This window comes from Gallalistipes aquisgranensis (genome assembly GCF_014982715.1).
GTDB classification, from domain to species: domain Bacteria; phylum Bacteroidota; class Bacteroidia; order Bacteroidales; family Rikenellaceae; genus Gallalistipes; species Gallalistipes aquisgranensis.
The window spans coordinates 497,957-517,144 of sequence record NZ_JADCJY010000002.1 but is presented as its reverse complement, the minus strand read 5'-3'; the positions used below and the strand labels follow the sequence as shown (position 1 = coordinate 517,144).

General features: G+C 60.2%; 16 protein-coding genes and 1 tRNA gene. 9 read left to right on the top strand and 8 right to left on the bottom strand.

Annotation, left to right across the window (positions count from 1 at the left end):
• Nucleotides 1-26: 26 nt before the first annotated feature.
• From INF32_RS11435 to INF32_RS11395, 9 genes are all read left to right on the top strand, one after another.
• The gene (locus tag INF32_RS11435) at nt 27-938 is read left to right on the top strand and encodes a YitT family protein (protein ID WP_226388532.1); all 912 of its coding nucleotides are present in this window, start codon (nt 27-29) and stop codon (nt 936-938) included.
• 70 nt (nt 939-1,008) lie between these two features.
• Complete coding sequence (gene metG / locus INF32_RS11430; RefSeq protein ID WP_226388531.1) at nt 1,009-3,048, top strand: methionine--tRNA ligase; 2,040 nt, start codon at nt 1,009-1,011, stop codon at nt 3,046-3,048.
• Nucleotides 3,049-3,069: 21 nt separating this feature from the next.
• Entirely contained in the window at nt 3,070-4,086 is a 1,017-nt protein-coding gene (locus INF32_RS11425) for a branched-chain amino acid aminotransferase (RefSeq protein WP_226388530.1), read from the top strand.
• Between the two features lie 189 nt (nt 4,087-4,275).
• Nucleotides 4,276-5,304, top strand: a complete 1,029-nt coding sequence (locus tag INF32_RS11420; RefSeq protein ID WP_226388529.1) for an asparaginase — start codon at nt 4,276-4,278, stop codon at nt 5,302-5,304.
• A gap of 143 nt (nt 5,305-5,447) precedes the next feature.
• Nucleotides 5,448-5,535, top strand: a tRNA-Ser gene (locus tag INF32_RS11415).
• An 85-nt stretch (nt 5,536-5,620) separates the two neighbouring features.
• A complete protein-coding gene (locus tag INF32_RS11410) occupies nt 5,621-6,427 on the top strand; it encodes a MotA/TolQ/ExbB proton channel family protein (protein WP_226388528.1) in 807 nt (268 codons plus the stop codon).
• Nucleotides 6,428-6,436: 9 nt separating this feature from the next.
• Entirely contained in the window at nt 6,437-6,838 is a 402-nt protein-coding gene (locus INF32_RS11405; protein ID WP_226388527.1) for a hypothetical protein, read from the top strand.
• Between the two features lie 24 nt (nt 6,839-6,862).
• Complete coding sequence (locus INF32_RS11400) at nt 6,863-7,447, top strand: ExbD/TolR family protein (RefSeq protein ID WP_226388526.1); 585 nt, start codon at nt 6,863-6,865, stop codon at nt 7,445-7,447.
• A gap of 11 nt (nt 7,448-7,458) precedes the next feature.
• Nucleotides 7,459-7,923, top strand: a complete 465-nt coding sequence (locus INF32_RS11395; protein ID WP_226388525.1) for an ExbD/TolR family protein — start codon at nt 7,459-7,461, stop codon at nt 7,921-7,923.
• 311 nt (nt 7,924-8,234) lie between these two features.
• Here the strand turns inward: INF32_RS11395 and INF32_RS11390 are convergent, their stop codons facing one another.
• From INF32_RS11390 to INF32_RS11355, 8 genes are all read right to left on the bottom strand, one after another.
• Nucleotides 8,235-8,915 carry a methyltransferase family protein gene (locus INF32_RS11390; protein ID WP_226388524.1) on the bottom strand — a complete coding sequence of 227 codons (681 nt, stop codon included), beginning with the start codon at nt 8,913-8,915 and terminating at the stop codon, nt 8,235-8,237.
• Nucleotides 8,912-9,475 carry a phosphatase PAP2 family protein gene (locus INF32_RS11385; protein ID WP_226388523.1) on the bottom strand — a complete coding sequence of 188 codons (564 nt, stop codon included), beginning with the start codon at nt 9,473-9,475 and terminating at the stop codon, nt 8,912-8,914. Before INF32_RS11385 ends, INF32_RS11390 begins: the two co-directional genes overlap by 4 nt.
• Nucleotides 9,476-9,493: 18 nt before the next feature.
• Entirely contained in the window at nt 9,494-10,993 is a 1,500-nt protein-coding gene (locus INF32_RS11380; RefSeq protein WP_226388522.1) for an MBOAT family O-acyltransferase, read from the bottom strand.
• A complete protein-coding gene (locus INF32_RS11375) occupies nt 10,990-12,246 on the bottom strand; it encodes a GDSL-type esterase/lipase family protein (RefSeq protein WP_226388521.1) in 1,257 nt (418 codons plus the stop codon). The genes INF32_RS11380 and INF32_RS11375 overlap by 4 nt, the downstream gene beginning before the upstream one ends.
• Complete coding sequence (locus INF32_RS11370) at nt 12,239-13,846, bottom strand: SGNH/GDSL hydrolase family protein (protein ID WP_226388520.1); 1,608 nt, start codon at nt 13,844-13,846, stop codon at nt 12,239-12,241. Before INF32_RS11370 ends, INF32_RS11375 begins: the two co-directional genes overlap by 8 nt.
• A 141-nt stretch (nt 13,847-13,987) precedes the next feature.
• The gene (locus tag INF32_RS11365; RefSeq protein WP_226388655.1) at nt 13,988-15,337 is read right to left on the bottom strand and encodes a citrate/2-methylcitrate synthase; all 1,350 of its coding nucleotides are present in this window, start codon (nt 15,335-15,337) and stop codon (nt 13,988-13,990) included.
• Between the two features lie 173 nt (nt 15,338-15,510).
• Complete coding sequence (locus INF32_RS11360; protein WP_226388519.1) at nt 15,511-16,740, bottom strand: isocitrate dehydrogenase (NADP(+)); 1,230 nt, start codon at nt 16,738-16,740, stop codon at nt 15,511-15,513.
• Nucleotides 16,741-16,760: 20 nt separating this feature from the next.
• The gene (locus tag INF32_RS11355) at nt 16,761-19,010 is read right to left on the bottom strand and encodes an aconitate hydratase (RefSeq protein ID WP_226388518.1); all 2,250 of its coding nucleotides are present in this window, start codon (nt 19,008-19,010) and stop codon (nt 16,761-16,763) included.
• Nucleotides 19,011-19,188: the final 178 nt, after the last annotated feature.

Genomic DNA, 19,188 nt, shown 5'->3' with positions numbered 1-19,188 from the left:
CTACGACCTCAAGATCCCCGCAGCCCATGGCAAAATTTTCACCCCGGGAACTCACTCCTTCGCTCGTCCTGCGCACTGTCAAGGAGTATGTCTTCATCACCTTCGGCCTGTTCCTCTACGCTTTCGCCTGGACGGGCATCATTCTGCCCGCCAAGATCGTGGGCGGCGGCGTGAGCGGTATGGCCATGCTGATCTACTTCGCCACGGGAGGCGCCGAGGGAGGGGGCATCCCGATCGGCTACTCGCTCTTCGTCATCAATGCCGTGCTGATCCTCTTCTCCGCCTTCATCATCGGCGTGCAGTTCGGAGCCAAGACCATCTTCGCCACCTTCATGCTCGCGCTGGCCATGAGCGTCATGCAGGGCATCGTGCCGCCCGATCTGATCGGCCTGCAGGACGACCGCCTGCTGTCCGCCATCCTCGGGGGCGCCTGCTCCGGCATCGGCATCAGCATCTGCTTCATGCAGGGGGGCAGCACGGGCGGCACCGACATCATCGCCATGATCATCAACAAGTACCGCAACATCAGCTACGGCAAGGTGATCATGTTCTGCGACTTCATCATCATCGGCTGTTCCTATTTCATCGGCAACGGCATCTCGACCGTGATATACAGCTACGTCATCGTCGCCGTTTCGGGCTACATGCTCGACACGGTGCTGGCCGGCAACCGCCAGTCGTCGCAGATACTCATCGTCTCTCAGCGCTACGAGGCGATCGCCGAACACATCTCCACGGAACTGCGGCGCGGGGTGACCCTGCTCGACGGACAGGGATGGTACACCCGCGAGCCGACCAAGGTGGTGATGGTCGTCTGCCGCAAGAACGAGACCAGCTCCCTGTTCCGCATCATCAAGGAGATCGACCCGCAGGCCTTCATCACCGTGGGCAGCGTCATGGGCGTCTACGGCCTGGGCTTCGAAGCCCTGAAAAAATAGGCCCCCCACGGCGGATTCCCCGGAAAAATCCGTAACTTTGTAACAATATACTTTTCGTCACATACCGAACATGAAAAAATTCAAGCGTTATCTGGTCACTTCGGCCCTTCCCTACGCCAACGGCCCGGTCCACATCGGCCACCTGGCGGGAGTTTACATCCCTTCCGACATCTACACCCGTTACCTGCGCCTGCGGGGCGAGGACGTAATCTCGGTGTGCGGATCGGACGAGCACGGCGTGCCGATCACCATCAAGGCCCGGCAGGAGGGCGTAACGCCGCAGGACATCGTCGACAAATACCACAATATCATCAAGAAGGCGTTCGAAGGGCTGGGCATGTCGTTCGACATCTATTCGCGCACCTCCTCGCCCGTGCACCACAGGACGGCCTCCGATTTCTTCCGCACGCTCTACGACAAGGGCGTCTTCACGGAGCAGACCACCATGCAGTATTACGACGAGGAGGCCGGACAGTTCCTGGCCGACCGCTACATCATGGGGACCTGCCCCCACTGCCAGAACGACCGTGCCTACGGCGACCAGTGCGAGAAGTGCGGCAGTTCGCTGGCGGCCACCGACCTGATCAACCCCCGGAGCACGATCACCGGCTCGGTGCCCGTGATGCGGGAGACCCGCCACTGGTACCTTCCGCTGGACCGCTACGAGGAATTCCTGCGCAAGTGGATTCTGGAAGGGCACAAGGAGTGGAAGGTGAACGTCTACGGGCAGTGCAAGAGCTGGCTCGACCTGGGTCTTCAGCCCCGCGCCGTGAGCCGCGACCTGGACTGGGGCATTCCCGTTCCGGTGGAAGGCGCCGAGGGCAAGGTGCTCTACGTATGGTTCGACGCCCCGATCGGCTACATCTCGGCCACCAAGGAGCTGACCCCCGACTGGGAGAAATACTGGAAGAGCGAGGACACCAAGATGGTCCACTTCATCGGCAAGGACAACATCGTTTTCCACTGCATCGTCTTCCCGTCGATGCTCAAGGCCCACGGGGGTTACATCCTGCCCGAAAACGTGCCGGCCAACGAGTTCCTCAACCTGGAGGGCGACAAGATATCCACCTCGCGCAACTGGGCCGTCTGGCTGCACGAATATCTGGAGGAGTTCCCCGGCAAACAGGACGTGCTGCGCTACGTGCTCTGCGCCAACGCTCCCGAGACCAAGGACAACGATTTCACGTGGAAGGACTTCCAGGCCCGCAACAACAACGAACTGGTGGCCGTGCTGGGCAACTTCGTCAACCGGGCGCTGGTGCTGACCGACAAATATTTCGGGGGGGCGGTCCCGGCTGCCGGAGCCCTCACCGACTACGACCGCGACACGCTGGGCGAACTGCCTGCGCTGAAAAAGTCGCTGGAGGAAAACATCGAGAACTACCGTTTCCGCGAAGCGCTCAAGGACGCCATGGGCATCGCCCGGCTGGGCAACAAGTACCTGGCCGACACCGAGCCGTGGAAGGTGGTCAAGAGCGATCCGGAGCGCGTGGCCACGATCCTCAACGTCGCCCTTCAGATCACGGCCAACCTGGCCATCGCCGTCGAGCCGTTCATGCCCTTCACGGCGGCCAAGATACTGGACATGCTGGCCGTGGAGAAACTGGGCTGGGAGAAGCTCGGCACGGCGGACATCCTCCCCGCCGGCCACCGCATCGGCAAGGCGGAGCTGCTCTTCGAGAAGATCGAGGACAGCGTGATCGAACGCCAGCTGCAGAAGCTGGCCGACACGAAACGGGCCAACCAGGAACGCGAGGCCAGCAAGAAGGTGACCGAGCAGAAGGAGAGCGTGTCGTTCGACGATTTCCAGCGGATGGACATCCGCGTGTCGACCATCCTGGCTGCCGAAAAGGTGGCCAAGACCAAGAAACTGCTCAAACTGACCGTCGACACGGGCATCGACAGGCGGGAGATCGTCTCGGGCATCGCCGAATACTACACGCCTGAGGAGCTGGTCGGCCGTCAGGTGCTGGTGCTGGTCAATCTGGAACCGCGCGAGCTGAAAGGCATCCTCTCCCGGGGCATGATCCTCATGGGCGAGGACGCGCTGGGCAAACTGGTGCTCCTCTCTCCCTCCGCAGCCGTCAACAGCGGCGCCACAGTAGGATAGCTAACACAAACCGATAACGTTATGGAAAATTTGGATTGGGGTAATCTGGGTTTCGGCTACCGGAAAACGGATTACAATGTCAGGAGTTATTTCCGCGGCGGCAAATGGGAGGAGCTCACCCTCTCGACCGACGAGAACATCTCGATGAGCATGGCCGCATCCTGCCTGCACTACGGACAGGAGTGCTTCGAAGGGCTCAAGGCCTTCCGCGGCAAGGACGGACGCATCCGGCTTTTCCGCGTGGACGAGAACGCCAAGCGCATGATCTCCTCGGCCGAATACCTCTGCATGGCCGCCCCGTCGGTGGAGATGTTCACCGAGGCCGTCAAAAAAGTGGTGCTGGCCAACGAACGTTTCGTCCCCCCCTACGGCACGGGCGCCTCGCTCTACATCCGGCCGCTGCTGATCGGCACGGGTCCGCAGATCGGCGTGCATCCGGCCGACGAATACCTGTTCATCGTCTTCGTCATGCCCGTGGGCCCCTATTATAAGGAGGGATTCCACCCGATCAAGGTGATCATCGACCGCGACCACGACCGTGCCGCGCCGCTCGGAACGGGCCACATCAAGGCGGGCGGCAACTACGGCGCCAGCCTGATTTCGGGCGAGATGGGCCACGCGAAAGGTTATCCCGGCGTGCTCTACCTCGACGCCTGCCACAAGAAATACATCGACGAATGCGGGGCGGCGAACTTCTTCGCCATCCGCAACGGCAGCTACATCACCCCCGATTCCCACTCGGTGCTCCCCTCGATCACCAACAAGAGCCTGCGGCAGCTGGCCGAAGACATGGGACTGAAGGTGGAACGCCGTCCGGTGGACGTGGCCGAACTGCCCACGTTCGAGGAGGCCGGCGCCTGCGGAACGGCCGCCGTGATCTCCCCGATCGGTTCGGTATTCGATCCCGTCAGCGGCAAGACCGTGGTCTACGGCGACGGGACGAAGGCGGGGCCGTGGAGCGAAAAGCTCTACCATGCCCTGCGCCAGCTGCAGCTGGGCGAGACACCCGATCCCTACGGCTGGGTGACGGTGCTGTAACCGCAGTCCCTCCCGGCCGCCGCGCAGGAAAGGCGGCGGGCCCCACATATCCCGAAACAGAGACCCGTGCCGGACAAAAACGGCATGGGTCTCTTGTTTTTACACCGATTTTACTACATTTGTTCCACGGACTTCCCGGCAGCCGGAACACCCTGCCGCGCGGAAAAACCGGAAAAAGAGAGACGATCCATGAAAAACGCTTCGATTCTGCTGATCTACACCGGAGGGACCATCGGCATGAAGACCGATCCCAGGACGGGAGCACTCGTTCCCTTCGACTTCAACGACATCTACGACGAATTCCCCTATCTGCGGAAACTGAACGTCGATATCGAAGTAATCACCCTCAAACCGATCGACTCCTCGAACGTCACCCCGGAACTCTGGGTGAAGCTGGCCCGGATGCTCCGCGACAACTACCGCGCGTTCGACGGCTTCGTCATCCTGCACGGCACCGACACCATGTCCTACACGGCCTCGGCCCTGAGTTTCATGCTCGGCAACCTCGGCAAACCGGTCGTCTTCACCGGCAGCCAGATCCCGATCGGCGTGCTGCGCACCGACGGCCGGGAGAACCTGATCACCGCCATCGAGATCGCCGCCGCGAAGAGAGACGGCGCCGCCGCCGTACCCGAGGTGTGCCTCTACTTCCAGAACCGGCTGTTCCGGGCCAACCGGACCACCAAACACAGCGCCGAACAGCTCAACGCCTTCCGGTCGGACAACTATCCGCCGCTGGCGGAGGTGGGCGTGAGCATTCATTACAACACCCCGTTCATCCGCCGTCCGGAACGCCCCGCACAGACGCTGGAGATCGCCACCACACTCGATACGGGCGTACTGATTCTCAAGATTTTCCCGGGACTGACCGAATCGGCCTTCCGGGCCATGCTCTCGATCGGAGGCATCCGGGGAATCGTACTGGAAACCTACGGGGCCGGAAACGCGCCCACGGACGAGTGGTTCATCCGCGCCGTGGCCGAAGCGATCGGACGGGGCGTAGTGGTGATGAACGTCACCCAGTGTCCGGGCGGAAGCGTCTCGATGGATTTGTACGAAACAGGGCTCCGCCTGCAGGAGATCGGCGTGGTGAGCGGCCGCGACATCACCACCGAAGCTGCCGTCACCAAACTGATGGTCGTGCTGGGCGGCCGGCCTTCCCCGGAAGAGCTCTCGGTACGCCTAAAAAGTTCCCTGCGGGGAGAAATTAGCGACTAATTCTTTTTTGGAAAGATTTTTTTTCCTATATTTCGCAAAGATTTGTGCGGCTTTTTCGGGAAAAGCGCTCCGGAAAAGGATGAATTCATCCTCTCAATGCGTTGATTACCAAACGTATGAATCCACGTTCTGATGTGTAATATGGAGAAATGACCGAGTGGCTGAAGGTGCGCGCCTGGAAAGTGCGTATACCCCAAAAGGGTATCGTGGGTTCGAATCCCGCTTTCTCCGCAAAAAAATTAACGAAAATTTTTTACCGCTTAATCTCAAACGACAAACAAAAAAAGAATAAGTACTAATTAATTCAACTCTAACTATGAAAAAACTGTTTTTGATTTTGTCAGTGGCCGGGGCGCTCAGCCTGGGTACAGTGAATGCTTTCGCACAAGACGCTGCTACGGCAGACACCGCCGCTACGGAACAGGTCACCGAAGAGGTAGCCGTTGCTGAGGAAGCTACCGCAGTCAATCCCGAGACCGCCGTCGAGGGCACCCCGCTGCATCAGGTTATCAAACAGAAGTTCCTCGAGGGCGGTGCAGGCTGGATGGCCCCTATCCTCCTCTGCCTCGTGCTGGGTCTGGCCGTTGTGATCGAGCGCGTGATCTACCTGAACCTGGCCACCACCAATACCAAAAAACTGATCGCCAATGTTGAAGAGGCTCTGGCCAACGGCGGTATCGAAGCTGCCAAAGAGGTTTGCCGCAACACCCGCGGTCCCGTCGCCAGCATTTTCTATCAGGGTCTGAGCCGTTACGACGAAGGTCTGGACGTAGTCGAGAAATCGGTCGTATCGTATGGTTCGGTTCAGATGGGCCAGATGGAGAGCGGCCTGTCGTGGATCTCGCTGTTCATCGCCCTGTCTCCTATGTTGGGATTTATGGGTACCGTTGTCGGTATGGTGGACGCATTCGACGCCATTCAGGCAGCCGGCGACATCTCCCCGGCACTGGTGGCTGGCGGTATCAAGGTGGCCCTTCTGACGACGCTGGCCGGTCTGATTGCCGCTGTGGTTCTGCAGCTGTTCTACAACTACATCGTATCGAAGATCGACTCGCTGGTGGTTACCATGGAAGATACCTCGATCACGCTGGTTGACATCCTGACCAAATACAGCAAAAAGTAATAACCTGCCATGAAGAATCTATCAATCATACAGTATATCCTCATCGCAATCTCCGTCATCACGGTGGCCATGTATTTCCTGGGCCTCGGTGACGTGGACCCGATGCTGATCTGGGGATATATCCTGCTGGGAATCGCAGTAGCTGCGGTGATCATCCTGCCGCTGTTCAATCTGGTGAAGAACCCCAAAGGAGCCGTTCGTTCGCTGGTAGGGCTGGGCATCGTGGTCGTATTGGCCGCAATCTGCTATGCTCTGAGTAGTGACGCTCCGGTTGTCAATTCTGCGGGCGGATTCTTCGAGGATTCTGCTGTGCTGAAAATCAGCGACACGGGACTCTATCTGACCTATATCGCACTGGCCGTAGCCATTCTGGCGGCGATCGGAGGCGAAATACGGAATGCTTTTAAATAGACTTTAAGGTAAAAACCACAAGGAATGGCTAGTAGAAAAGTTCAGGAAATCAATGCAGGTTCGATGGCGGATATTGCCTTTCTGCTGTTGATCTTCTTCCTGGTAGCCACGACCATGAACGTCGATTCGGGTATCCAGCGGGTTCTTCCCCCGATGCCCGACGAGACACAGCCCCAGCAGGCCATGGATGTCAAAAAGAGAAACATCCTGCTGGTGTTCGTAAGTAAGTTCGACGACATCATGGTCGGCGGTGAACGGATGGATATCACCCAGCTCAAAGACAAAGTGAAGGAGTTCGTCCTCAATCCGGCCGACGATCCCAACTTGCCTGAGAAAGAGGTAACCAAAATCGACCTGATCGGGAACTTCCCCGTCAGCAAGGGAGTGGTTTCTCTCCAGAACGACCGTGGTACCAGTTACAACCGTTACATCATGGTTCAGAACGAACTCACCCGGGCCTTCAACGAAATCCGCGACATGGTTGCCGCCCAGTATTTCGGAGGAAAGAAATTTTTAGACCTGGAGGAGGCTCAGCGTACGGCCGTACAGAAGGCCGTGCCGCTGAAGATTTCGGAAGCTGAACCGCGTAATATCGAAGGAGGGAAATAGCGATGGCAGTAATGAAGAAAAAGGGAGACAAGGGTACTCCCGCCATATCGACGGCATCTCTGCCGGACGTTATTTTCATGATCCTGTTCTTCTTCATGGTATCGACCACGATGCGTGAACAAGATATCCTCGTGAAATTCACCCTTCCGGAGGCTACCGAGGTTCAGAAACTGGAGAAAAAGGCGCTGGCAAGCTATATCTACATCGGACAACCGATTCCGTCTTTGCAGTCCAAATTCGGAACGGCTCCCCGCATCCAGCTCAACGACAGCTACAAAACGACCCAGGACATTCTGGAGTTCGTGGCTTCGGAACGGGATAAGCTGAGTGAGAACGACCGGCTCCAGATGACCATAGCGATCAAAGCTGACCACATGACCCGCATGGGTATCATCACCGACGTAAAACAGGAGTTGCGGCGTGCGAATGCGCTCAAAGTGAGCTATGCCGCCCAGAAAACCCTGGGATACAATTAAGTCGGATCAATATTCGATAGAAAAACCGGAGTTAGCGCTCCGGTTTTTCTGTTTTCCAATCGGACGATGCCGCTATCGGCTCCGCCAACGGAATCCGGTCCCGGAAAGAGTGTCGCAAAACAGGGAATCCCCCGGCTTTCTTATCGCCCATACAAAACGAAAAGAACAGGGAAAAAAGAGGGAGAAAGGGACACGACCCAACAACCGCCCCGGAAAAGGAGTATTTCCCGCCATCCAGAGCATGATCCACCTCCGGCAAGAAAGAATTCAACACCCGGATAAAAAAGCAAAATACGGGGCTGAAAAAGCCCCTATCTCTTCATCACACGGTTCAGCAATTCCAGAAGCAGAGCAAAACCGAGCAAGGCGACCCATCCCAGTCCGACACGGAAAGCGAACTCCACCCGAAGATTCTTGAGCAGGTCGATCAGACAGAACCCCGAGGCGACCGTCAGCAAGACCCAGGCCTGGGAAAGCACCCGGGGCAACAGGGCGTTCCGGCAGGTCGAAGCCTGCCAATTCATCAACCGGGGAAAAACGGCATTGGTCTGCCGTGCCCATGGCAGAAAAGTATCCCCGCACCGGTTTGCCAGCGAATTCTCTTCGGCCAGAATGATCCGTTCGGCAAAAACCCAACACAAAAGCGCCACCAGCACCATATACCACACCACCCCCGTGTACAGGGTCAGCCCCAGCACGATCAGGATATTCGCCAGATAGTCCGGAAACCGGACCACCGAATAGATTCCCCGGGCGGCGATCCGATCCTCGAGAGAAGACGAAGAGACCCTCCTGGCGGCGATCCTGACCGCGAATCCTGAGAAGGCCAGCAGAAGCGAAAGAAGGGAAAGCAGCAGGCTGCCGTACACGATCGAAAAGGGAGTCGTCACCAGCAGGGCTCCCGCCGCCGACAGGGCGAATAACCACGGAAGCCACCTCTTCCGCCGACTCAGCCAGCGTCCGCTGCGCATGGCCCGTTCATAGGTCATCATCGTTCCAGATAGTTTATAGTCTTACGATACAATTTCAGCGCCACGGCGGCCGTCACGATCCCCGCAGTCACCCCCAGCAGAATATCCATCGGGAAATGGACTCCCAGGTAGATGCGGCTGTAAGAGACGAACAGGGCCCACAACAGGATGCAGACCGTATAGACGCGTGAACGGACCAGCGCCAGCGAAAAGACGGCGATGGAGAAGAGCGTCGCCGCATGGGCCGACACCGTACCGTAAAGTCCGCCCCGGTAGCCGTTCACCGTGTGCACCAGATCGGCGATCGCCTCGGTATGGGTGGGCCGGAACTTGGGCGTAAAGGTTTTGAAAAAGTTGGCGATCTGATCGACACACACCACGCACAGCGCCATGAACGCCACGGCCACCAGCGTCTGTTTCCACCCGTAGCGGCGCCAGAGCAGCCACACGATCAGCAGATAGAGAGGCACCCAGGTCAGTTTGCCCGACGCCAGCCAGAAAAGACGGTCGGCGAAAGCGCCCCCGTCGAAGTTCAGCGCCAGGAACAACTCCTGATCCAGATGCAGCAATTCGTTCAGCATATAAAGGATAACGGTTTCTTAGAACTGAAAGTATATGAAAGGTTGTATATCCGAAGATTTGATCTGCATCACGCCCCAGATGAGCACGGCGATCGCCACGGCCTGCACGAACACCGGAAGCCGGACAACTCCGCGCCGCGCCGACTCCTCCCAGCTGCCGGGCAACAGATGGAGCAGGTAGCCGACCGCCATCAGAGAGAAGACCCCGGCATAGCCTCCGATCACCTGCGGAATAAGTTCCGGACTGAAATCGGTGAATATCTGCCGCAACATCTGTATGCCGGTGGCCATGTCTTTCGCCCGGAAGAGAATCCAGCCCAGGCAGACGACATGGAACGTGAACAACATGCCCAGCACCCGCCGCCAGGGCCGCATCTGGCTTCCCACGGCCTTGAACCCGAAACGTTCGATGGCGAATTTATGCACGGCGAGCGCCCCGCCGTGGAGCGCCCCCCACAGCACGAAACGCATGGCCGCCCCGTGCCACAGACCGCCCAGCAACATGGTGAGCATCAGATTGAGGTAAGTGCGCCAACGCCCCCTGCGGTTTCCTCCGAGCGAAATGTAGAGGTAATCCTTCAGCCAGCTCGACAGCGAAATGTGCCACCGTCTCCAGAATTCGGTGATGGTGGCCGACTTGTAGGGCGAATCGAAGTTCCGGTTGAACCGGAAACCGAGGAGCAGGGCGATACCGATGGCCATGTCGGAATAGCCCGAAAAGTCGCAGTAGATCTGCAGTGCATAGCCGTAGACCCCGAGCAGGTTCTCGAATCCGCTGTACAGCAACGGATCGTCGAAGACCCGATCCACGAAATTGAGGCTGATGAAATCGGAGATCACCGCCTTTTTGAAAAGGCCCGAAACGATCAGGAACACTCCCGTCCCGAACATCTGCCGGGTCACGACCAGCGGATTCTGCCGTATCTGAGGAATGAAGTCGCGGGCCCTCACGATGGGCCCCGCCACCAGCTGCGGGAAGAACGACAGGTAAAAGAGATAGTCCATCCAGCACCGCAGAGGGTCTATCCGCCGGCGGTAGATGTCGATCGTATAGCTCATCGACTGGAACACGAAGAAGGAGATGCCCACCGGCAGGAAGATATTCCGGAAATCGAGCCAGTTCCGGCCCGCCAGGTCGTTGGCGATCCCGATGAAGAAGTTCGTGTACTTGAAATAGGCCAGCATACCCAGATTGACGCATACGCTGAGCGCCACGAGCCACCGCCGGGCCGTACGTCCCTGTGTCCGGCCCATCGCCAGCCCGATCAGGTAGTCGGACGTGGCGGTAAAAATGAGCAGCAGGAAGTAGATGCCGCTGGTCTTGTAGTAGAAATAGAGCGAAAAGAGGGTGACGTAAACCATGCGGAGCATCACCGCCCGGCGCATGAATCCATAGAAGAACGAAAACCCGGCGAAAAGGAAGAGGAACAGACCGCTGCTGAAGATCAGCGGCGCTTTCGGATCGTATGTCAGAATCCGCACGAGCGATTCTCCTATGTCGGGCCAGTCGAGTGTCATCGGACTATTCGGTTATAGTAATCCACAAAAGCGTTATAGAGCATCCGGGCCTGAAGGGTGTACCCCTCTTCGGAGAGATGGATGCGGTCGCGCCTCACGAGGCCGGCCTGCTGCCACCGGCCGTTGGCTCCCGCCCCTCCGGCCGCCCGGTAAAAATCCCAGAAAGCCGCCCCGCACTCGGCGGCGGCCCGCCCGATCAGAGCGGCCGTACGGGCCCCGTTGGGATTGACCACCCGCACGTAGCGTCCTTTCGAATATTGCCTTTTGCAAAACTCCATCGGCGCCGTAAGCAGCAGCGGAACACCCGGATTGACCCGTTGCAGACTCCTCACGAAAGAGACGATCTGCCGGTAAACGTATTCCGTATTGTAATTGCGACCGAACGAATCGTTGGTACCCAGCGACACCACGATCAGATCGGGAGCCAGCAGGGCCGACTGCCGCACCAGCTCCTCCCCGTTGCGGTTCAGATGTTCGAACGTCGTGCCGTTGATACCCGAGGCATGGTACAGCACGCCCGGACGGCCGTTTTCGAGCGAAAATCCGTAGAAGACGGGGGTATCGTAGAGACTGTCCCTCACCGGGGCCCAAAGGGCCGTCTCCGTCACGGGACGGTCGAGCACCACGGCCGTCATCTCCTCCGTATCGCCGCAGGGGCAGGCGATCCCCGCCGCCAGCGAATCGGGTGCCAGCAACAGCGGCGCATGCGGATGGTGGAACGCCCTCACCAACGAAAAACTGTCACGGGCCGAAATCGTAAAACGGGCATCCGGTTCGTCCGTCGCCAGGGCCATGGCCGTCACGCCCACCGGACAGTCGGCGGACGCTCCCGTACAGCGGTAGCCCGTCCACCGGTTGGGCGACGTGATCCGGTAACCGAACGGTTCGTTCGTCCCGATCAGCCGCAGGGGAGCCACCAGCCCCCTGCCGGCACTGCCGAAATCGCGCTGGAAAAACATGCGGAGCGTATCGGTCAGAAAACCCGCCTGTACGTGGGAATCCCCTATGTGGAAAACGGAAACGACCCCCTCTCCGCCCTGCCTGAGCGCCACGAGCCGACGCACGAAGGGCTCCAGCACGCCGAGACTGTCCGCGATCCGGTTCGCCGCCGAATCGACGAGCCTCTCCGCGACGGCAGGCATCTCCACCCGGGCGAGCGGTTCCGCGGCCTCCGCCCGGACAGCCGCCCCCGGAACCGGAACGAGGCTCCACGACAGGACGGCCACCACCGTATGACGCACTATCCTATTCATATCCATTGCCGGTTACATTCGAAACACCCAGGGTATCGGCCGCGGAAAGGGCACGCACGACCGAATCCTGCCGGCGCCGTTCCTCTTCCCGCCTGCGCCGCCGCTGCTCCTCCATCCGCACGAGATAGTCCTCCTCGCCCCGCATCAGCGAGGCGGCCAGCCGGCGGGCGACGTAACGGCCTCCGGCGAAACCGATGTGGGTATAGTCCTTGGCCGCCCAGCCCCGCTCCACGAAAGCCGCCATGCTTCCCTCGCCGCCCATCGCCCGGAACGTATTCCAGAAGGCCACCCCGCTGCGGCGTGCGGCGGCACGCTGAGCCTCGATCATCAGCGGCACGCCGGGCATGGTGACCATCTCCCCCTCCTGGCGGGTGCTGCGGTCGCCGATTCCCATCACGAGCAGCGAACTGCCCGGGAAACAGCGCTCCACGAAATCCACGATCCGGCTGAGCTGGGTACCGTACCCGTCGTAACTGCCCGCCTCGGGCGACATGGCATTGAGCCCGTACTGGAGCACGACCAGGTCGAACCCGAGCAGACGGCCGATCTGGGCGTCGATCACGCTGTTCGTACCGAACAGGGCCAGCCCGCTGTTGCCCCGGATCGAATAGTTGTCCAGCCCCACGCCCGTATCGTCGCCGAACACCACGCCGTAACCGTAGAAACCCGCGGGCTCGGTGACACGCACCCGCAGCTTACGGATCTCGCCCGTGACGCATATCTGCTGCACGAAAGGCGTGCTGTCGGGACGGAACAGCCGTTGCAGGGAGTCGTTGACCGTCACGTGTACGACGGTGCGACCCTCGTTGATGAAGAGCAGGCGGGCCGAACTGCACAACTGCAGATGCCGACGGAAAGAGGTTCCCTCGAACAGGGCCTCGGCCCCCTCGTCCGGAACGCTGACCGAACCGGAAACGGAAAATTTGTCCCGGATCTCCTCGGGCGCCGATTTTTTCTGCACCACGCTGTAAGTCGTCCAGCCCGAAAAAGAGTGCTTCACCGAGCCGCGGAACTGGGCCACCGGCGAGGAGAAGGGCACGAAACCTACGCCACGCCCCCCGTAAAGGGTCTGGAACTGCTCCCGCAGATCGGCCGTAAAAATATCCCCTTCGATGAACGAATCGCCCAGCACGGCGATCCGCACCGGGCGGCGGTCCGCTTCGCCCAGCGCCCGGTAGAAACGGTCCATCTGCCTGTCGTCCCCGCTGAAATCCTCGATCTCCACCACTTCGGCCGTATCGGCCAGCGACGACGGGCGGCGCACGGCCGCGGAATCCCGCACTCCGCCCGCCGACGGAGGCACCGGTCCGCCGATCGACCAGTCCAGCGTGGCCGCCGCAGGCAGGGAACGGGCCGAGTCGATCCTCTCGGCGCTGGCCGCATCGACGCTCTCGCCGAGAAAAGTGGTATCGAAGTAGGCATCGGCCATCAGCAGCTCCGAGGAATCTTCGGCCCGGATCAGATCGGAGACGATATTGGCCCGCTTGAGGCAGACGCCGCCTACCCGGAACCCGGGCACGAAACTCAGACCCAGCATCAGGACGACCACCGTCGCCGTGATCCCGAACGTGCGGAACGTATAATCTCTTTCGTCTGCCATGGTATCGACCCCTGCGGGAGCAGCAAAGGTACGAATTTGTTCGGTATTTCTACACCCCGGAACCGTTCTCCCCGCCCGATTCCGACAAAAAATCCGGCCCTGCGGAGAGGGCCGGAGGATACGATACGGGAGACGCCGCCGTCAACGCTTCTTCAGCGGCAGGAATTTCTTCAGTTCGGCCACGTTCTTGTAGGCGGGACGGATGATGCGCCGGCTGTCGAAGTTGAGTTCCTCGATCCGGTGGGCCGTCCAGCCCGTGATGCGGCTCATGGCGAACAAGGGCGTATAGACCTCCTGCGGCAGCCCGATCATGTCGTACACGAAACCCGAATAGAAGTCCACATTGGCGCAGACCCGCTTGTTGACCTGGTTGCCCTTGTAGTTCATGAAACACCCCACGGCCCGCTCCTCGAGCAGCTCCAGGAAGGCGAATTCCCGCTCACGGCCCTTTTCGACGGCCAGTTCGCGGGCCTTCTCCTTGAGCAGCAGGGCCCGCGGATCGGAAACGGTGTAGACGGCGTGACCGATACCGTAGATCAGCCCCTTTTTGTCATACACCTCCTTGCGGAGCATCTTCATCAGGTAATCGTCGATCTCCTGCACGTCTGTCCAGTCCCGGATCGTCTCCTTCAGATGGAGGAACTGGTCGGTCACGGCCTTGTTGGCACCGCCGTGCAGGGGACCCTTGAGCGAACCGATCGCCGCGGCGATCGAGGAGTAGGTGTCCGTCCCCGAAGAGCTGGTCACGCGCACCGTGAAAGTGGAGTTGTTACCGCCTCCGTGCTCGGCATGGAGCACCAGCGCCAGATCGAGCACCCGCGCCTCCAGGTCGGTGAACTCGCCCTTGAGCATGTAAAGGAAATTCTCCGCAACCGAAAGGTTCTCCTTCGGGTGGCGGATATGGAGCGAACGGCCCTGCCGGCTGTGGCGCACCACGTTATAGGCATAGGCGATGATGGTCGGGAAACGGGCGATCAGCTCGATCGACTGGCGGATCAGGTTCTCCCGCGAGGTGTCGTCCGGCGCCGGGTCGAAAATATACATTTCCAGCACGCAGCGCGCCAGGATGTTCATGATGTCCTGCCCCTCCAGATCGAGAATGTTCATCTTCGTCTTCTGCTCCAGCGGCATGTAGGTGGCGATCAGACTGCGGAACACCTCGTCCTCCTCCTTGTCGGGCAGATAACCCGAAAGCAGCAGGAAGGCCGTCTCCTCGAACCCGAACCGGTTCTCGGCATAGAATCCCTTCACCAGATCCTCCACGTCGATTCCCCGGTAGACCAGTTTGCCGGGGATGGCCTTCAACCCTCCCTGGGGCAGGCGCTCGTATCCCACCACGTCGCCGATCTTGGTCAGACCGACCAGCACGCCCGAGTGGTCCTCGTTACGCAACCCCCTCTTTACATTGTACTTTACGAACAGATCGGGATCGATCCGGCTCGTCGTCTTGATCGACTCCGAGAGTTTGTAAATGATATATTCCTGTTTCATTTCCATCTTTTTCGCTTGGCATCCTCCATTTATTCCCTCGCAATATACACAAAATATCGGGAAATTAAACAAGTTGTTATGGATTTTTCAGACCGACACCCCGCACAACGGCCTTCCGGAAACGGAACGGACACCGTTCCGCACCGCGGGCTTTCGACCGGTCCGAAAGCATCCTACGCCCCGGCCAGCTTCCTGCGGAGCCCTTCGTCGAGGGCCGACAGGAACTCCTGCGTATTGAGATAATCCTCGCGGGCGACGGTCCCCCCCCTGACCAGCATCGCCAGGTCCTTGGTCATCCGGCCCGATTCCACGGTCTCCACGCAGACGGCTTCGAGCGCTCCGGCGAAACGGCGGAGTGCCTCGTTCCCGTCGAGCGCCGCCCGGTGCGCCAGCCCCCGCGTCCAGGCGAAAATCGAGGCGATCGGATTGGTCGAGGTCTCCTCTCCCCGCTGGTGAAGCCGGTAATGGCGCGTCACGGTGCCGTGGGCGGCCTCGGCCTCCATCGTCTTTCCGTCCGGAGTGACCAGCACCGAGGTCATCAACCCCAGTGAACCGAAGCCCTGCGCCACGGTGTCCGACTGCACGTCGCCGTCGTAGTTCTTGCAGGCCCATACGAAACCGCCGCTCCACTTGAGGGCCGAAGCCACCATGTCGTCGATCAGCCGGTGTTCGTAGGTCAGCCCGAGCGCATCCATCCGCTCCTTGTAGTCCGACCGGTAAACCTCCTCGAAAATATCCTTGAACCGGCCGTCGTACTGTTTGAGAATCGTGTTCTTCGTGCTCAGATAGAGGGGCCAGCCCTTGCTCAGGGCCATGTTGAAACAGGCATGGGCGAATCCCCGGATCGAGGCATCGGTGTTGTACATGCACATGGCCACCCCGTCGCCGGCGAAATCGTACACCTTCCAGCTGCGGGTCGTCCCGTCCTCGGCAGTGAAGGTCATCGTCAGCGTGCCCCGCCCTCCGGTCACCACGTCCGTCGCACGGTACTGGTCGCCGAAAGCGTGACGCCCGATGCAGATCGGCTGTGTCCAGCCCGGCACCAGCCTCGGCACGTTGCGGCAGATGATCGGCTCGCGGAAGACCGTGCCGTCCAGAATGTTCCGGATCGTCCCGTTGGGCGACTTCCACATCTTCCTGAGGCCGAACTCCTTCACGCGGGCCTCGTCGGGCGTGATCGTGGCGCATTTGATCCCCACGTTGTACTTCCGGATCGCCTCGGCCGCCTCGACCGTCACCCGGTCGTCCGTGGCATCACGGTTTTCGATCCCGAGGTCGTAATACTTGATGTCGATGTCCAGATAGGGCAGAATCAACTTCTCCTTGATGAATTTCCAGATCACCCGCGTCATCTCGTCCCCGTCCAGTTCCACCACGGGATTGGTTACCTTGATCTTCTCCATAAATCGTGTCCGTTATGCGTTTAACCTTTGTAATTGAGGGCCGAACCCGCCTTGAACCACTCGATCTGGAGCGGATTGTAGGTATGGTTCGCCTCGAATGCCTCCTCCGTGCCGTCGCCGTGTTCGAGCACCACGCGCAGGGGCTTCCCGGGCGCGAAATCCGCAAGGCCCTGCACCGAAATGCGGTCGTCCTCCCGGATGCGGTCGTAGTCGGCCTTGTCGGCGAACGTGAGGGCCAGCACGCCCTGCTTTTTCAGATTCGTCTCGTGAATCCGCGCGAACGACTTCACCAGAATGGCCCTGACCCCGAGGAAACGGGGTTCCATGGCGGCATGCTCGCGCGAGGAGCCCTCGCCGTAATTCTCCTCGGCCACCACCACCGAACCGATTCCGTGCCTCTTGTAATCCTTGGCTACGGCCGACACGGCCCCGCGGCTTCCGTCCAGCTGGTTGAGCACGTCGTTGGTCCCGCCCGTGAAGGCGTTCACGGCCCCCATCAGCAGGTTGTCGGAGATATTCTCCAGGTGTCCCCGGAAACGGAGCCAGCTGCCCGCCATCGAAATGTGGTCGGTGGTACACTTGCCCGCCGCCTTGATAAGCAGCGGCAGCTTGTGCAGATCGTTTCCGTCCCACGGATCGAAAGGCTTCAGCACCTGCAGGCGCTGCGAATCGGGCCGGATGGTCACCTCCACGGACCTGCCGTCCGCCGAAGGAGCCACGTAACCGTTGTCGTCCACCGTCATGCCCCGGTGCGGCAGCGCATCGGCCTGCGGCGGATCGAGCCGCACGGCTTTGCCTTCCCGGTCGGTCAGCGTGTCGGTCAGGGGATTGAAACAGAGGTCGCCGGCCAGCGTAAGGGCCGTCACCAGCTCGGGCGAGGCCACGAAGGCATGGGTGTTGGGATTGCCGTCCGCCCGTTTGGCGAAATTCCGGTTGAACGAGGTGACGATCGAATTGGCCCGCTGCGGATCGTCCGTACGGCGATTCCACTGTCCGATGCAGGGACCGCAGGCATTGGTCATCACCACGGCTCCGATCGCCTCGAAACCGGCGATGATCCCGTCGCGCCGCGCCGTACAGAGCACCTGCTCGGAACCGGGATTGACGATGAACTGCGCCTTCACTTCCAACCCCTTTTCCGCGGCCTGGCGCGCTACCGAAGCGGCCCGGCCCAGGTCTTCATAGGAGGAGTTGGTACACGACCCGATCAGTCCCACCTCCATCCGGCGGGGATACCCCTTCTCCCGCACGACGGCGGCGAATTCCGAGATCGGATGGGCCGCATCGGGCGTAAAGGGCCCGTTGATATAGGGTTCCAGTTTCGAAAGGTCGATCTCGATCACCCGGTCGTAGCAGCGTTCGGGAGCGGCCTCCGCCTCCGGATCGGCCCGCAGGTACTCCGCCATCCCGTCGGCCAGCGCGGCCGCCTCCCCGCGGCCGGTGGCCCGCAGGTACTCCGCCATCCGCCCGTCGTAGGGGAAGAGCGAAGCGGTAGCCCCCACCTCGGCCCCCATGTTGCAGATCGTGGCCTTGCCCGTGGCGGAGAGCGACGCGGCCCCCTCGCCGAAATATTCGATGACGGCGTTCGTCCCCCCCTTCACAGTGAGGATGCCCGCCAGTTTCAGAATCACGTCCTTCGGAGCGGCCCAGCCGCCGAGCTTTCCTTTCAGGTGCACGCCGATCAGGCGGGGCATCTTCAGCTCCCACGGCATGCCGGCCATCACGTCCACGGCATCGGCACCGCCCACGCCGATCGCCAGCATGCCCAGACCTCCCGCATTGGGAGTGTGGGAATCGGTACCCACCATCATGCCGCCGGGAAAGGCATAGTTCTCCAGCACCACCTGATGAATGATTCCCGCCCCGGGTCTCCAGAAACCGATTCCGTATTTGTCGGCCACCGTGCGCAGGAAGTCGTACACTTCCCGGTTCGTGTCGAGGGCCCGCGGCAGGTCGCTTCCCGCCCCGTTCTCGGCCTGGATCAGGTGGTCGCAGTGCACCGACGCGGGCACGGCCGTCCGTTCCCGCCCGGCATTCATGAACTGGAGAAGCGCCATCTGGGCCGTAGCGTCCTGCATGGCCACCCGGTCGGGCGCGAAATTGACGTAATCCTCTCCCCGTCGGTACCGCGCGATCTGTTCCGGATCGTATAAATGCGCATACAAAATCTTTTCCGCCAGTGTCATGGGACGTCCCAGCACCTCCCTCGCCCGGTCGATGCGCCCGGCCAGCGAGCCATAGACCTTTCCGATCAAATCCAAATCGAACATAGTATCCTTCGGTTAAATATGTTTTGTGCAAAGATAAACATTTTGTTAAAATAAAGTTCTGGCCGATCCGGTTTTTCACGGCCGAATCCCTTTCCATACAAAAATTCTTCCGGACCCGCCCTCGCTCCGCATCGGACGGAAACCGCAGAAAGGCTTCCGGAACCACGGACGGAAAGCC

What these genes read in the sequence shown, in the direction of transcription:
- INF32_RS11375 (WP_226388521.1), bottom strand. Translation starts at nt 12,246, where the DNA reads ATGAATAGGATAGTGCGTCATACGGTGGTGGCCGTCCTGTCGTGGAGC.
- INF32_RS11385 (WP_226388523.1), bottom strand. Translation starts at nt 9,475, where the DNA reads ATGCTGAACGAATTGCTGCATCTGGATCAGGAGTTGTTCCTGGCGCTG.
- INF32_RS11435 (WP_226388532.1), top strand. Translation starts at nt 27, where the DNA reads ATGGCAAAATTTTCACCCCGGGAACTCACTCCTTCGCTCGTCCTGCGC.
- INF32_RS11355 (WP_226388518.1), bottom strand. Translation starts at nt 19,010, where the DNA reads ATGTTCGATTTGGATTTGATCGGAAAGGTCTATGGCTCGCTGGCCGGG.
- INF32_RS11395 (WP_226388525.1), top strand. Translation starts at nt 7,459, where the DNA reads ATGAAGAAAAAGGGAGACAAGGGTACTCCCGCCATATCGACGGCATCT.
- INF32_RS11390 (WP_226388524.1), bottom strand. Translation starts at nt 8,915, where the DNA reads ATGATGACCTATGAACGGGCCATGCGCAGCGGACGCTGGCTGAGTCGG.
- INF32_RS11410 (WP_226388528.1), top strand. Translation starts at nt 5,621, where the DNA reads ATGAAAAAACTGTTTTTGATTTTGTCAGTGGCCGGGGCGCTCAGCCTG.
- INF32_RS11360 (WP_226388519.1), bottom strand. Translation starts at nt 16,740, where the DNA reads ATGGAGAAGATCAAGGTAACCAATCCCGTGGTGGAACTGGACGGGGAC.
- INF32_RS11425 (WP_226388530.1), top strand. Translation starts at nt 3,070, where the DNA reads ATGGAAAATTTGGATTGGGGTAATCTGGGTTTCGGCTACCGGAAAACG.
- INF32_RS11400 (WP_226388526.1), top strand. Translation starts at nt 6,863, where the DNA reads ATGGCTAGTAGAAAAGTTCAGGAAATCAATGCAGGTTCGATGGCGGAT.
- metG (WP_226388531.1), top strand. Translation starts at nt 1,009, where the DNA reads ATGAAAAAATTCAAGCGTTATCTGGTCACTTCGGCCCTTCCCTACGCC.
- INF32_RS11405 (WP_226388527.1), top strand. Translation starts at nt 6,437, where the DNA reads ATGAAGAATCTATCAATCATACAGTATATCCTCATCGCAATCTCCGTC.
- INF32_RS11365 (WP_226388655.1), bottom strand. Translation starts at nt 15,337, where the DNA reads ATGAAACAGGAATATATCATTTACAAACTCTCGGAGTCGATCAAGACG.
- INF32_RS11420 (WP_226388529.1), top strand. Translation starts at nt 4,276, where the DNA reads ATGAAAAACGCTTCGATTCTGCTGATCTACACCGGAGGGACCATCGGC.
- INF32_RS11370 (WP_226388520.1), bottom strand. Translation starts at nt 13,846, where the DNA reads ATGGCAGACGAAAGAGATTATACGTTCCGCACGTTCGGGATCACGGCG.
- INF32_RS11380 (WP_226388522.1), bottom strand. Translation starts at nt 10,993, where the DNA reads ATGACACTCGACTGGCCCGACATAGGAGAATCGCTCGTGCGGATTCTG.